Origin of the sequence: Bradyrhizobium sp. ISRA442 (assembly GCF_038085055.1) — a bacterium.
Taxonomy (GTDB): Bacteria; Pseudomonadota; Alphaproteobacteria; order Rhizobiales; family Xanthobacteraceae; genus Bradyrhizobium.
Window position 1 is genome coordinate 38,800 of sequence record NZ_JALGCN010000011.1, and the last position, 13,768, is coordinate 52,567.

16 protein-coding genes are annotated in these 13,768 nt (G+C 64.8%); 3 read left to right on the plus strand and 13 right to left on the minus strand.

The genetic code is table 11. The annotated features are described in order from the left end of the window. Positions 1-92: 92 nt before the first annotated feature. The 8 genes from MTR72_RS22745 to MTR72_RS22780 form a co-directional block, all read right to left on the minus strand. Positions 93-701: a riboflavin synthase gene (locus MTR72_RS22745; RefSeq protein ID WP_280970571.1), complete on the minus strand. Its 609-nt coding sequence runs from the start codon at positions 699-701 to the stop codon at positions 93-95. Beyond that, complete coding sequence (gene ribD, locus MTR72_RS22750; protein ID WP_341511040.1) at positions 701-1,849, minus strand: bifunctional diaminohydroxyphosphoribosylaminopyrimidine deaminase/5-amino-6-(5-phosphoribosylamino)uracil reductase RibD; 1,149 nt, start codon at positions 1,847-1,849, stop codon at positions 701-703. Before ribD ends, MTR72_RS22745 begins: the two co-directional genes overlap by 1 nt. Next, on the minus strand, positions 1,846-2,328 hold the full coding sequence (nrdR, locus tag MTR72_RS22755) for a transcriptional regulator NrdR (protein ID WP_011087793.1): 483 nt from the start codon (positions 2,326-2,328) through the stop codon (positions 1,846-1,848). The genes ribD and nrdR overlap by 4 nt, the downstream gene beginning before the upstream one ends. Positions 2,329-2,343: 15 nt before the next feature. Continuing rightward, positions 2,344-3,642: a serine hydroxymethyltransferase gene (gene glyA / locus MTR72_RS22760; protein WP_280970569.1), complete on the minus strand. Its 1,299-nt coding sequence runs from the start codon at positions 3,640-3,642 to the stop codon at positions 2,344-2,346. A gap of 268 nt (positions 3,643-3,910) precedes the next feature. Then, entirely contained in the window at positions 3,911-4,132 is a 222-nt protein-coding gene (locus MTR72_RS22765; protein ID WP_280970568.1) for a hypothetical protein, read from the minus strand. A gap of 37 nt (positions 4,133-4,169) precedes the next feature. Next, complete coding sequence (locus MTR72_RS22770; RefSeq protein ID WP_280970567.1) at positions 4,170-4,406, minus strand: hypothetical protein; 237 nt, start codon at positions 4,404-4,406, stop codon at positions 4,170-4,172. A gap of 201 nt (positions 4,407-4,607) precedes the next feature. Next, complete coding sequence (ldtR, locus tag MTR72_RS22775) at positions 4,608-5,126, minus strand: transcriptional regulator LdtR (protein WP_279377351.1); 519 nt, start codon at positions 5,124-5,126, stop codon at positions 4,608-4,610. A 504-nt stretch (positions 5,127-5,630) separates the two neighbouring features. Further along, positions 5,631-6,116 (minus strand): DUF6163 family protein, encoded by a 486-nt coding sequence (locus MTR72_RS22780; protein ID WP_280970566.1) that lies wholly within the window; start codon positions 6,114-6,116, stop codon positions 5,631-5,633. Between the two features lie 123 nt (positions 6,117-6,239). On the opposite strand from MTR72_RS22780, the gene hemB reads away from it, so the two are divergent. Next, complete coding sequence (hemB, locus tag MTR72_RS22785; RefSeq protein ID WP_341511041.1) at positions 6,240-7,301, plus strand: porphobilinogen synthase; 1,062 nt, start codon at positions 6,240-6,242, stop codon at positions 7,299-7,301. A gap of 54 nt (positions 7,302-7,355) precedes the next feature. Here the strand turns inward: hemB and MTR72_RS22790 are convergent, their stop codons facing one another. The 4 genes from MTR72_RS22790 to MTR72_RS22805 form a co-directional block, all read right to left on the minus strand. Beyond that, positions 7,356-8,183 (minus strand): ABC transporter permease, encoded by an 828-nt coding sequence (locus tag MTR72_RS22790; protein WP_341511042.1) that lies wholly within the window; start codon positions 8,181-8,183, stop codon positions 7,356-7,358. Next, complete coding sequence (locus MTR72_RS22795; protein WP_280970563.1) at positions 8,176-8,949, minus strand: ABC transporter ATP-binding protein; 774 nt, start codon at positions 8,947-8,949, stop codon at positions 8,176-8,178. The genes MTR72_RS22790 and MTR72_RS22795 overlap by 8 nt, the downstream gene beginning before the upstream one ends. Positions 8,950-9,126: 177 nt before the next feature. Beyond that, positions 9,127-10,131: an ABC transporter substrate-binding protein gene (locus MTR72_RS22800; protein WP_341511043.1), complete on the minus strand. Its 1,005-nt coding sequence runs from the start codon at positions 10,129-10,131 to the stop codon at positions 9,127-9,129. Positions 10,132-10,151: 20 nt separating this feature from the next. Next, positions 10,152-11,516: an FAD-dependent oxidoreductase gene (locus MTR72_RS22805; RefSeq protein ID WP_341511044.1), complete on the minus strand. Its 1,365-nt coding sequence runs from the start codon at positions 11,514-11,516 to the stop codon at positions 10,152-10,154. 112 nt (positions 11,517-11,628) lie between these two features. Between MTR72_RS22805 and MTR72_RS22810 the strand changes: the two genes are divergently transcribed. Then, positions 11,629-12,513 (plus strand): LysR family transcriptional regulator, encoded by an 885-nt coding sequence (locus MTR72_RS22810; RefSeq protein ID WP_341511045.1) that lies wholly within the window; start codon positions 11,629-11,631, stop codon positions 12,511-12,513. Positions 12,514-12,576: 63 nt separating this feature from the next. After that, on the plus strand, positions 12,577-12,849 hold the full coding sequence (locus MTR72_RS22815) for a hypothetical protein (RefSeq protein ID WP_341511046.1): 273 nt from the start codon (positions 12,577-12,579) through the stop codon (positions 12,847-12,849). 13 nt (positions 12,850-12,862) lie between these two features. Here the strand turns inward: MTR72_RS22815 and MTR72_RS22820 are convergent, their stop codons facing one another. Then, complete coding sequence (locus MTR72_RS22820) at positions 12,863-13,666, minus strand: enoyl-CoA hydratase-related protein (RefSeq protein WP_341511047.1); 804 nt, start codon at positions 13,664-13,666, stop codon at positions 12,863-12,865. Positions 13,667-13,768: the final 102 nt, after the last annotated feature.

A 13,768-nucleotide genomic window follows, 5' to 3' on the forward strand; every position in this document is an offset into this window, starting at 1 on the left:
TGCCGGGCCTGACCCGGCAATCCATCGGGTCAAGACCTCTTAAGAGGATGGATGCGCGGGTCAAGCCCGCGCATGACGATCTTTGGTCACCATCACTTCATTTCCGTCAGGCGCGCCGCGTAGCGGGCCATCAGGTCGACCTCGATATTGACCTCGCTCCCCGCCTTCCAGCCGCCGATGGTCGTGACCGTCAGCGTGTGCGGGATGATCAGGACCGAAAAGGTCACGTCGGCCACCGTATTGATCGTCAGCGACACGCCGTCGAGCGTGATTGAGCCCTTGGTGGCGATGAAGCGTGCAAGCTCGCGCGTCGTGCGCAGCTCGAACCGCGCCATGTCGGGCAGGTCCTCGCGGCTGACGATCGTCGCGATCCCGTCGGCATGGCCGGCGACGATATGGCCGCCGAGCTCGTCGCCGATCTTGAGCGCGCGCTCGAGATTGAGCTTGGTGCCCACCTTCCAATGCTTCGCCGTGGTCAGCGCCAGCGTCTCGGCGGCGGCATCGACATCGAACCAGGTCCTGTCGCCATCAATGCCGGAAGCAACCACCGTCAGGCAGACGCCGTTGCACGCGATCGAGGCGCCATCGGCGATGGTCGCGCGATCGTAGCGGCAGGCGACGCGCAGGCGATGCAACTGCCCCTGCGCGGTCGGCGTCAGGCTGACGATCTCGCCGATATCGGTGACAATGCCGGTGAACATTAGGCGCGCTCGTAGATCGTGAGAATATCCTTGTCGAACGTCTCGCTAGCATGAACCTTGAAGACCTGCGACTGCGTGATTTTCGACAGGGGCAATGCATCGAGCGCATCGACGCCGCCCTCGCCAACGTCTTCCGCTCCGCGGAACAGCCAGACCTCGTCGACGAGATCAGCCGTGACGAACGAGGCCGCGACACGGCTGCCGCCCTCGACCATCAGCCGCGTGACGCCCTTCTCGGCGAGCGCACGCACCACGGCCGGCAGATCGAGCCCCGTTGCGTTGCCGGGCGGCACGCGGACGATCTGCGCCCCGGCCGCGCCCAGCCGGGTGGCGGCCGCCGCTTCCGCAAGCTCCGAGCCAACCACCCACAGCGGTGTCTCGCGCGCGGTACCGACAAGTTGGCTCGATCCCGGAATCCGCAGACTCTGGTCGAGCACCACGCGCACCGGCGAACGTACCGCCATGCCCGGCAGGCGGCAGGTGAGGAGCGGATCGTCCGCCAGCACCGTGCCGATACCCACCAGGATCGCGTCGCTCTGCGCGCGCAGCAGATGCACGCGATTGCGCGCGGTTTCCCCCGTGATCGCCACCGGCTTGCCACCGGCTGCACCGATCTTGCCGTCAGGCGAGACCGCGAGCTTCAGGATCACATGCGGGCGATTGTCCCGGATACGACGGAAATGGCCGGCGTGGTCGAAAGCGGCCTCTGCCGCGCACAGACCCACATCAACAGCGATGCCGGCGGCGCGCAAGCGCGCATGGCCCTGCCCTGCAACCTCTGGATTGGGGTCCTCGATCGCCGCCACCACCCGCTTGATGCCGGCGGCGATCACCGCGTCCACACAAGGCGGCGACTTGCCGAAATGCGAGCACGGCTCGAGCGTGACATAGAGCGTGGCACCCCGTGCCGCCTCGCCTGCCCGCCGCAACGCTTCGGGCTCGGCATGCGGACGTCCGCCGGGTTGCGTCCAGCCCCGCCCGACGATCACCCCGTCCTTGACGATGACGGCGCCGACGGCCGGGTTCGGCCAGGTGCGCCCTTGCCCGCGCCGACCGAGTGCCAATGCAAGGTGCATGAAACGGCGATCGGCGTCCTTGGACTCGCGGGCTTTTTGCGCGAACTGATCCTCCAGGATGCGGAAGATCATTTGCGGATCGCGGCGAGCCGCGCTTCCTCCTCACCGGAGAGCTCGCCGAGCACGTCGGCGAAATCCTTCGCCTCGCGGAAATTGCGGTAAACCGAGGCGAAGCGCACATAGGCGACGTCGTCGAGCGTGCGCAGATGTTCCATCACGGTCTCGCCGATCACCTCGGAGGAGATCTCGGCCTCACCGCCCGTCTCGAGCTCGCGCACGATGGTGGAGACCATCTTCTCCACCCGCTCCGGCTCGACCTGCCGCTTTCGGAGCGAGATCTGCACCGAGCGCATCAGCTTGTCGCGGTCGAACGGCACGCGGCGGCCGTTGCGCTTGATCACGGTGAGCTCGCGAAGCTGCACGCGCTCGAAGGTCGTGAAGCGGAAATTGCAGGCGACGCACACGCGCCGCCTGCGAATCACGGAAGAGTCCTCGGTCGGACGCGAGTCCTTTACCTGCGTATCGAGACTGTTGCAGTTCGGACAGCGCATCCGCTTGGCCCAGCCTTACTGATAGATCGGGAACCGATCGGTGAGTGCCTTGACGCGCTCCTTGATCGCGGCTTCCACCAGTGGCGCCTTGCCATCGGAGGACTGCGCGATCGCGTTGAGCACTTCGGCGATCATACCGCCGACCTGCTGAAACTCGGCAACGCCGAAGCCGCGGGTGGTCGCTGCCGGCGTGCCCAGGCGCAGGCCCGAGGTGACGAAGGGCGTCTCGGGGTCGAATGGAATACCGTTCTTGTTGCAGGTAATGGCCGCGCGGACCAGCGCCTTCTCCGAGACATTGCCCTTCAGGCCTTTCGGCCGCAGGTCCACCAGCATCAGATGGTTGTCGGTGCCGCCCGAGACAATGTCGAGCCCGTGCCCCTTCAGCGTCTCGGCCAGCGCCTTGGCGTTCTCGACGATGTTCTTCGCATAGACCTTGAAGTCCGGACGTAGCGCCTCGCCGAAGGCGACCGCCTTCGCTGCGATCACATGCATCAACGGGCCGCCCTGCAGGCCCGGGAAGATCGCCGAGTTGAGCTTCTTGGTCAGCGTCTCGTCATTCCACAGCATGAGGCCGCCGCGCGGGCCGCGCAGCGACTTATGCGTCGTGGTGGTGGTGACGTGGGCGTACGGCACGGGCGAAGCATGCACGCCGCCGGCGACGAGACCGGCAAAGTGCGCCATGTCGACCAGCAGATACGCGCCGACGCTATCCGCGATCTCGCGGAAGCGCTTAAAGTCCCAGGCGCGCGAATAGGCCGAGCCACCGGCGATGATCAGCTTCGGCTTGACCTGCTCCGCCTGTTTGGCCACCGCGTCCATGTCGATGACCTGGTCCTCGCGGCGCACGGTGTAGTGCGCGGCCTTGAACCATTTGCCGCTCATGTTGACGGGCGAACCGTGGGTGAGATGGCCGCCGGCCGCCAGATCAAGGCCCATGAAGGTGTCGCCGGGCTGGAGCAGCGCCAGGAACACCGCCTGGTTCATCTGGCTGCCCGAGTTCGGCTGCACGTTGGCGAAGTTCGCGCCGAACAGCTTCTTGGCACGATCGATCGCCAGGTTCTCGGCGACGTCGACCCACTCGCAACCGCCGTAGTAGCGCGCGCCCGGATAGCCTTCCGCATATTTGTTCGTCATCACCGAGCCCTGCGCTTCCAGCACGGCGCGGCTGACGATGTTTTCGGAGGCGATCAACTCGATCTCATGGCGTTGCCGGCCGAGCTCGCCCTTGATGGCGGCGGCGATTTCCGGGTCGGCCTGCTCGAGCGAGGCGGTGAAAAACGAATCGGGCGCGGAGGCGGTCTTGGCAGACGTCATCTTGCGAATATCTCCACCGCCGCAGCCTTTTGGCGGCTACGGGCGGTCTGGTGTGGCGATCGGAAGCGGCGAGCGCGATCTACCACATCGCCCGTCCCCGGCCAAGCATTTGCGGGTCCGGGACGATATTTATGCAAGATATGGTGGGGATTGGGGGAATTTGGCGCCCCGGCGCCCCTCAGGATTCGCCGGCGCGCCAAGCATCCAGGAAGGACCGCTTCGGACCATTCAGCCGCGCGCCGGCGCGTCGACCGAGGACCCCTTGCTTCTACAGCCCGGTATACCCAGCCTTCACGGGGTCGATGCTGCCGTCGAGCTCGCGCAAGTACGTCAGGCCGCACACGGTCAACCTGTGGGGGTCCTTCTCGCCGGCTTCCATCAACGTGTTGAGGTAGGTCGTCACCTTCGCCCTCGCCTCCTCGCTGGCCGCCGCGGTGCGGTTGGCGAGCAGATCATAGGTCTTCATGATGCGATCGATGGCAGCTTCCATGGCACCCTCTGGTTGGTCCGGATTTTGGGGGTCTTGATCAGGCAAACGCTTGCGCCTCGGGCTGCGCCTCGAATCTGGCAATGGCCTTGTTGGCAAGCCTGATCTTGTTGAATTCGCCGTGCTGGAGCAGCTTGATGATGATCTCGAGCAGGCGTTCGTTGGTGGCGAGCGTGTCGGGAATCGCACCGGAGCGACGAAGGTAGTTCGCGGCGATGGCATAGGCTTCGCTCACGAGTTCCACGTTCATCACGCCCAGTCCGCGCTCGACCAGCATCGTCGTCCTCCGATCGGGAAGGGATAAGTGCCGAGCTGGGAACTCGTTCCCTGGGGTGGCCAGCTTTTTTTCGCGGGTGCAAAAAGACAAAATGCACCGGTCCGGGCAGAGCCGGGCCGGTGCGATTGGGGAAGTTAGGCACGTTCGGGAGGCTTGCCGGTCTTGTTGTGGCCGGCTTGGCCTTGATCCCTCCGAAAGAACTCAGAGCCGGTACAGGATCTGGTCGGTCCAGAACCGCTCGAGACGGTGCAGCGACTTGTTGAGGGTCGCGAACTCATCGCCCGAGATGCCACCGACCTGCTCCACCGTCTTGACGTGCTTCTGGTAGAGCGCATCGACGATGCGACGGACTTCCTGGCCCTGCGGGGTCAGGCGGATGCGCACCGAGCGGCGATCGACGCGCGAGCGCTGATGATCGAGAAAGCCGAGCTCGACGAGCTTCTTCAGATTGTAGGAGACGTTGGAGCCGAGATAGTAGCCGCGCGTGCGCAGCTCGCCCGCGGTCAGCTCCTTGTCGCCGATGTTGTAGAGCAAGAGCGCCTGCACCGAGTTGATGTCGGCGCGACCGCGGCGATCGAACTCGTCCTTGATGACGTCGAGGAGACGGCGATGCAGCCGCTCCACCAGAGTCAATGCTTCCAGATAGAGCGACTGCACCGACCCCTGCTGGCCGGCGACGCGCTCTGCGGTATCTGCCGCAGTTGCGACGGCTTTCATCATGACACTTCCCCTGTTGTCGTTTTTATCGACACTTATTCGACGAAACTTGTGTCCCGCCTGATAGGTGCAACTTAAGGGGGCCGTTTGAAGATCAGCTTAAATAAGACAATAAAGAGATCATGAATTTAAGACAGTGAATTGCGGATTAAGCTTGTGCTGCAAGGACTTTTCGCAACCGTCTGTTGACCGTTGCAAGGTCCTGTTCACCCTCCGTCCGCCCCTTCTGTCGCATTCCAGAACAGCCCTGCCCTGTTTCGAAACGAGCGCGTAACGGCTGTGGCGAAACGTGCCCGGTTAGCAAAAAGTTACGGCGAATTTTACGCAACGGTCGGTCAACCACGAACTCGCGATCATCCTCGTGTCCTGGACAAGATGCAGCGCGCAGCGGTGCATCGCAGAGCCGCGACCCAGACAGCCAATAGATTGCTGAAAGAGTGGGCCCCGGCTCAGCAGCGCATCACTGCGTGCTGCGCTGCGTCCGGGGCACGAGCCAGTTGCAGTTGCTTATGGCGGCCGTTCGCGCGCAGCCATCCAGGCGAGCGCGAGATAGGCGGCGAGCATCAAGGCTTCGACCGCAACCACGATGAGGCTGCCGCCGTAGATGCCCGGGAACATCAGTTCGATCACCGCCATCGACACTACGGTGGTGAGCCACACCACCGCGCCCCAGGGCGTGGCTAACCAGAGGCCGACGGCGGCGACGAGCTCGATCACTGCGAAATAGACCGTCGCCGCCTGCCAGGCCATCGGCTGGTTCTCGAATGCCTCGTCCTCGCCGCCCACGAAGCCTGTAACCTGCGCCCAGTGGTAGAGACCCTTGAGGATCGAGAGCAGCGCCATCACCCGCAGGAACAGCACGAGCCGGCGCGTCCAGACATTCTCGTCGGACTCGGTACGCTCCGACGAGATCGCAGCCACCGACATGGCTTTGTCTCTGGCATTGTCCCTGGTGCTGTCGCGGGCCGCATCGCGGGTTGAGATTTCGGACATGGCCCCTTCTGGCTGCTTTGCTCCGCAAAATCAATCGGCTGCCATCCCCTTGCGGCAGGTCAAGCCGCGGTGACGGGAACCGTGCGAGCTGGTATAAGAATAATTCCAGCCGGAGGAAGAGTAATGGCGATGAAATACGGACGTCCGATCGAATTGCGCGAGGTCGCTCGCCGGGATGGCGCAGTCGCCTCCCCCGCCCTCGATCTGACCGTCCGCCCGCGCCGCAACCGCAAAGCCGAATGGGCGCGGCGCATGGTGCGCGAGAATGTACTCACGACCGACGATCTGATCTGGCCGCTGTTCCTGATCGACGGCAGCAACAAGCGCGAGCAGGTCGCCTCAATGCCGGGCGTCGACCGCCTCAGCGTCGACCAGGCCGTGCGCGAGGCCGAGCGCGCGATGAAGCTCACCATCCCCTGCATCGCGCTGTTTCCCTACACCGATCCATCCTTGCGCGACGAGGACGGATCGGAAGCCACCAATCCGAACAATCTGGTCTGCCAGGCGGTGCGCGCGATCAAGAAGGAGTTTCCCGATCTCGGCATTCTCTGCGACGTCGCGCTCGATCCCTTCACCAGCCACGGCCATGACGGCCTGATCGCCGACGGCAAGATCCTCAACGACGAGACGGTCGCAGTGCTGGTGCGCCAGGCCTTGGTGCAGGCCGAAGCCGGCTGCGACATCATCGCGCCCTCCGACATGATGGACGGCCGCGTCGCCGCGATCCGCGAGGGGCTCGACCGTGCGGGCCTCATCGACGTGCAGATCATGGCCTATGCGGCGAAATACGCCTCCGCCTTCTACGGCCCGTTCCGCGACGCGATCGGCTCGGCCAAGACGCTGACCGGTGACAAGCGCACCTACCAGATGGACAGCGCCAACACCGATGAAGCGCTACGCGAAGTGGAGCTGGATATCGCCGAAGGCGCCGACATGGTGATGGTGAAGCCCGGCATGCCTTATCTCGACGTCGTACGGCGCGTGAAGGACACCTTTGCGATGCCGACCTTCGCCTACCAGGTCTCCGGCGAATACGCGATGATCATGGCTGCCGCAAACAACGGCTGGCTCGACGGCGATCGCGCCATGATGGAAAGCCTCCTCGCCTTCAAACGCGCCGGCGCCGACGGCGTGCTGAGCTATTTTGCACCGAAAGCGGCGGAGAAGATCAGAGCGCAGGTGTAAGGGCACGCTGCTTCCGCGCCCTGGCGATGATCGGGCCGACACTTGGGACCTTCATCACCGCCAATGCAACAGCCGCGTCTCCAGCCAATTGATCACCTTCCCCACCGCAAGCCCGAACAGCGACAGGATCACGACGCCTGCCAGCAACTGGTCCGTCTGCATGAGATTGCCGGCCTGGAGCACGAAGGCGCCGATGCCGTATTGCGCGCCGATCATCTCGGCGCTGACGACGAGCAGCAGCGCGACGGAGGCGGTGATGCGGAAGCCGGCGAGGATCGAGGGTAGCGCGCCGGGCCAGATCACCTTCCGGACGATGGTCGCGAACGGCACGTTGAAGCTCTGCGCCATGCGGATGAGATTGCGCGGCACGGCGTCGACGCCGCTATAGACCGATATCGCGGTCGAGAAGAACACGCCGAGTGCAATGGTCGCGATCTTCGGCTCTTCGCCGATGCCGAGCCAGAGGATCAACAGCGGCAGCAGCGCGATCTTCGGAATCGGAAACAGCGCCGAGATGAAGGTGATGCCGACACTGCGCGCGAGCCGCGACAGGCCAATGGCAAAGCCGACGGCCACGCCGGCCGCGGTCCCGAGCACCCAACCGACGCCGATGCGCAGCAGCGAGGCGGAAAGATGCTGCCAGAGCGCGCCAGAAACGGCGAGCTCATAAATCGCGCGCGCGATCGCCGACGGCGCGGGAAGAAACAGCGGATTGACGAGACCGGCGCTGCCGGCCGCCTGCCACACCGCGATAACGAGCGCGAGCGCGATCCAGCCGCCAAAACGGCTGCTGGCCGGCACGAAGCCTGCACCGCGGAAACGGACGCGCCGCGTCGCTTCTTCCTTCGCAGACGTTTCCGTCGTTGCCGCACGATCAAGCATGCTGGACCTCACGCTCGGCATCGATCGCCTCGTTGCGGATCAGCGACCAGATCTGGTTCTGAAGCGCGAGGAGCTTTTCGCGCGCCTCGGTTTCGCCGCGCGCCGCGCGGGTCATCGGCACCGTCACGACCTCGCGAATGCGTCCCGGCCGCCGCGACAGCACCACGATGCGGTCGGCAAGGCGCGCGGCCTCTTCGAGATTGTGGGTGACATAGACCGCGCCCATGCCGCCGTCGGCGAGCAGGCGAACGAAATCCTCCATCAACAATTCGCGGGTCTGCGAATCCAGTGCCGAGAGTGGCTCATCCATCAGGAGAATGGCGGGCTTCACCGCAAGCGCGCGCGAAATGCCGACGCGCTGGCGCATGCCGCCCGAGAGCTGCTTTGGATAGGTCTTGCGGAAATCGGTCAGACCCGTGCGGCGCAGCGCATCGTCGACCAGCGCGCGGCGCTGCGCGGGCGAGAGCTGGGTATGCAGCAGCGGGAATTCGACATTCTCCTCCACCGTGGCCCAGGGCAGCAGCGCGAAATCCTGAAACACGAAGGTTAGAGGATTGAGACTATCCGCCGGCGGCGCCCCGCGCAGCTCAGACGCCCCCGAGGTCGGCTGCAGCAGTCCGCCCAGGATCGACAGCAGCGTGCTCTTGCCGCAGCCCGACGGCCCGACAATCGCCACCACCTCGCCGGCGCCGACCGTGAAGGAGACGTCGTCGAGCACGGCGAGGTCGCCGAAACGATGGGTGATGTGATTGGAGATCAGGTCCATCTCACACGCTTCCCTTCGACCCTTCATCCTGAGGTGCTCGCGAAGCGAGCCTCGAAGGATGCACGGCCGAGTTATGGAGGGGCCGTTCATCCTTCGAGACGCCGCTTCGCGGCTCCTCCAGCAACAACGGCTTCGCCGTTGCGCGGGGATGACGGGGAAAGAGGGCTGCGCGCATCATCAATCCACCCTCACAAAATCCTTGGCGATGATCGCGTTCGCATCAAAGCCCTTGTCGGCAAAGCCCTGCTCCTGCAGCCATTTGATCTGGTTGTCGACGTTCTTCACATCCAGCTTGCCGTCGGGATCGATGTAGGCACAGTTGCCGACCACCTGCTCGACCGGGAGGTTGGTGTATTTCGCGATAATCTCCAGCAGCGGCTTGGTCTTGTCGTTGATGGGCGCGACGCCGTCCTTCATCGCGGCGAGGATGACGTCGTGATATTCGCGATCGGCTTTTGCCAGGGCGCCGAGCAGCTTTGTCACCAACGCTTTGTTGGTCAACGTCTTCGGCGAGGCGAATACCGCGCCCAATTGCCAGGGCGTCTCGTCGCCGACCCAGCCTAGGAATTTTGCGCCACCTTCGTCCATCAGCTTTCGCGCGGTGGAGACCGGGAGCAAGGCAGCATCCACCGTCTCGCCCTTCAGCGCCGCGGCCGCATTCGACAGCGACTGCAGCGGCACGATCTTCACGTCCGCAAGCTTGAAGCCGTATTTGTCGGCGAGCAGGCCGAGCGAATAGTGGAAGGAGGAGCCGACTTGTGTCACCGCCACGCGCTTACCTGCGAGGTCCTTCGGCGTCTTCAGCCCGGCCGCATAGGCGTTGTTGCTGGCGAAATAGCCGATCAGGGGATAGCCGGGCTTCTCCCGGCTCATGCCGCCGATCACCTTCAGCGTGCCCTTGCCGGCGAGATTGTAGAGACCGGCGGTAAAGGCGGTGATGCCGAAATCGACATCGCCCGAGGTGGTGGCGACCGCGATCGGCTGTGCCGCATCGAAGAATTTCAGCTCGACGTCGAGGCCGGCCTCGCGAAAGTAGCCCTTGTCCTGCGCGATGAAGACGGGCGCAGAGGACGACAGCCTGAGCACGCCGATCTTGGCCTTCAGCGCCTCCTCGGCCTGCGCTGCTCCAATCGTCGTCAGCGTCAACAGGCTCGCTACAGCGAACCGCGCAACCCAACCCATCAGGCTTCCTCCGTCGTTTCTTACAGCCCCTCGGGCACGGTCTGGTCCCGCCCAATGAAGGCGCCCTGTTGTTTCAACGTTTCCTGCAATTTTTCAACCGGGATGTCACGCGGGATCCGGTTTGCGGCGAGCGCCAGCGCCGCGGCGGAACCGGCCGCCTCGCCCATCACGAAGCAGGCGCCTGAGACCCGTGCCGCCGACTGGCCCTCATGGGTCATGGAGGCACAGCGGCCGGCGACCAGGAGATTGTCGATGCCTTCGGGCACCAGCATGCGGTAGGGCAGCTCGTTATAGCCTCGCGATTCCGGGATCGGCGGGAAGGTGAAGACGACGTCGCCGGGAACGTGGGCCTCGATCGGCCAGCCATTGACGCCGATCGAATCCTTGAACGAGGCGCAAGTCAGCACGTCCTCGCCGCTGAGCTGATAGCCACCCTTGATGCGGCGAGTCTCGCGGATGCCGAGCTGCGGCGGCAGGTCGACGATGTAGGACTTTTCAAAGCCCGGCACTGTGCGCAAAAATTCGAACGCGGCGAGCGCCTGCTTGCGGCCCTCGATCTCGCCACGGGTGAGATCGTCGGGCTCGATGCCGTTGATGGCGTAGCCGTCCTCGCGCGCAACTTGAGTGAAATTGACCCGCCATTCGATGCCTGATTTCTGCGGTCGCACGATCGCGCTCTTGCGCGGGAATTTGTGCGTGCCGGCAGCGATGGCCCTCTCCATCAATTGCGGGATGGTCCGCCAGGCATCGCCCGCCCGCTCGGGATCGATGCCGTTGAGACGGAGCATCATCGATGGGTAGAGCGGATGGCCGTGCTCGTCGCCGACCTCGAACGGCGCGCCGGCCCAAACCGCGAGATCGCCGTCGCCGGAGCAGTCGATGAAGATCTCTGATCGCACCGCCTGCCGTCCGGCCTTGGTCTCGACCATCAGCGCATCGATGCGGCGGTCGTCGCTCATCACCACGCCGGCGCCGAGCGCATGGAAGAGGATGTGCACCTTGTGGCTTGCAAGGAGTTCGTCGGCCGCGATCTTGTAGGCGGCGGTGTCATAGGCCTGGGCAAAGACCTTGCCGAGGATCAGATGCGGCGCGTTCAGCCCGTTCAACCGATCGATCCGCGCCAGCAGCTCGGACGCCATGCCCTGCACCAGCCGATGGGCCTTGCCGTAGACATTGCCGTGCAGGCCGCAGAAATTGGTGACGCCGGCCGCGGTACCCATGCCGCCGAGAAAGCCGTAGCGCTCGATCAGCAGCGTCCGCCGCCCGGCGCGCGCCGCGGAGGCCGCCGCCACGATGCCGGCAGGGCCGCCGCCGAGCACGACCACCTCATATTCGCCGTAGAGCGGCACCTTGCGTGCTGGTTCTTCGATCGTCATGGCCCGCATGGCGCGTCCTGCTCCCAAAATCCTTTGCTTGGGACCGACTATGAATTAACGCGGGTGAGGCTACAATCCACCAAAATATGCGATCAGCTTTCGCGAATCGAGAAAGGTCGGAATGGACATCCTGGTGAATCTGCAGGCGTTTCTCGCCACCGCGGATACGGCCGGCTTCTCCGCCGCCGCGCGAAAGCTGGGCATTTCGACCTCGGTGGTCGCCAAGCGCGTCACGCAATTGGAGGCACGGATCGGCATGCCACTGTTCCACCGCTCGACGCGGCAATTGCGGCTCACCGAAGCCGGCCAACGTTATGTGCATCGCGCGCGCGGCGTCGTCGCCGACGCCACCGACCTGCTCTCGCGCATGGGCGAGAAGGGCCACGACCTCGTCGATCATCTGCGCATCAAAGCACCGACCTCGCTGACCGTGGCGCGGCTTGCGGATGCCTTCAGCGCCTTCCAGACGCAGAACCCGCGACTGAAGCTCGAGATCGTGCTGATCGATCGCCCGGTCGATCCCGTGACCGAAGGCTTTGACATCGCCATCGGCGCCTTTCCACACTCCTTTGGCGGCGTCGTCGACGAGCCGCTATGTCCGCTGAAGCGGCTGCTCTGCGCCTCACCGGCTTACCTGAAGACGCACGGCACGCCCAAGCATCCGCGCGATCTCGTCGATCATCGCTGTCTCAGCTTTCTGCCGACGGGACCGGAGTGGATTTTTGACGGACCACGCGGCCGCATCAGCGTCCAGGTCAGCCCGCTGCTCGCCTCCAACGAGGGACATGTGCTGGCGCGCAGCGCGATCGCCGGCAACGGCATCGCGCTGATCTCGCATTATCTCGTCGCGGACTCTTTACGCGACGGCATGCTCAAGCCGGTGTTGCGCGAGTTTCCGATTCCCGAGCTGTGGGTGAAGGCCGCGATTCCCGAGCGGCGGCGCAATGCGGCCGCGGTGCAGGCGCTGCTCACCCTGCTCAGAACGTCGCTCGCGCCGGCGCTGTGAGACCACTGTCCGTCATCAGAAGATGGCGGTTGCTCCGGGCAAACGGACCTGAGAGAAGGGCGGATGGATTCGACACTCGTGAAATTCGCCCTGCCTGCCCTGATCGCCCTGCTGCTCTCTGTCGGCTCCGCCGCAGCGCTGGAGCAGAACTGCCGCTTCATCCAGGCCAAGGTTGATCGCGAGGCCTGCTACACGCGCCAGGAAGAAGAACTGGCCGCGCGGCGCAAGCCGGCGCCGCCAACGGGCGAGAGCAAGACGCTCGAGTCGCTGCGGCAGATGCGCCAGGACGACGAAGCCGTCTACCGTAGTATCCACAACATCTGCCGCGGCTGCTAACGCGGCAGCACGCTCACGCCTCGCGCGGTCCCCAATTCGCCGCCCGCTTCTCGGCGAACGACGCCAGCCCTTCCGCCGCCTCCGCGCTCTGGCGCTTCACCGAATGCAAATGGACGAGCCGCGTGTAAGCCGCGTCGTCCACAGCCATCCCGCCGAACGAGCTCTCCAGCGCCAGCCGCTTGGTCTCGGCCATCGCCTCAGGTCCGTTGGCAAGCAACTGCTCGACCACCTTCGCGCCGGCAGCATCGAGATCGGCGAGCGGCACCACCTCGTGGACGAGACCGATGCGACGGGCGTCCTCGGCGCCGAAGCGCTCGCCGGTGAGCGCATAGCGGCGTACCTGGCGCACGCCGACGGCGTCGCAGAGCTGCGGGATGATGATCGCGGCGGTCAAGCCCCAGCGTACCTCGGTGATCGAGAACAGCGCGTTGTCGGCGGCGATCACGACATCGCAGGCCGCGATGACGCCGGTACCGCCACCGAAGCAACCGCCCTGGACCAGCGCGACCGTCGGGACCGGCAGCGTGTTGAGCCGCTGCACTGCCTCGAACGTCGCTCTCGACGCCGCCTCGTTCGCCTCAGGCGATTGCGGCCGCACGCTGTTGATCCATTTGAGGTCGGCGCCGGCCTGGAAATGCTTGCCGTTGCCCCGGAGCACGACGACGCGCAAGTTGGGCTTCCGGCCCAGCTCGTCCACGGCCGCGAGCACGCCCGCGATCAGCGCGCCGTCATAGGCGTTGTTGACCTCGGGGCGGTTCAACGTAACGGTCGCGACGCCGCGCTCATCGAGGGTCCACAGGACAGGGTTAGCGGTCATCGGCGATCCTCCGGTCATTTCGTTTGCCACGCACTATGGCCGAGGCCGCGCGCCCTGATCCATATCTTTCCGTGGTGGGGCGGTCGCGCCCATCGCATGGCG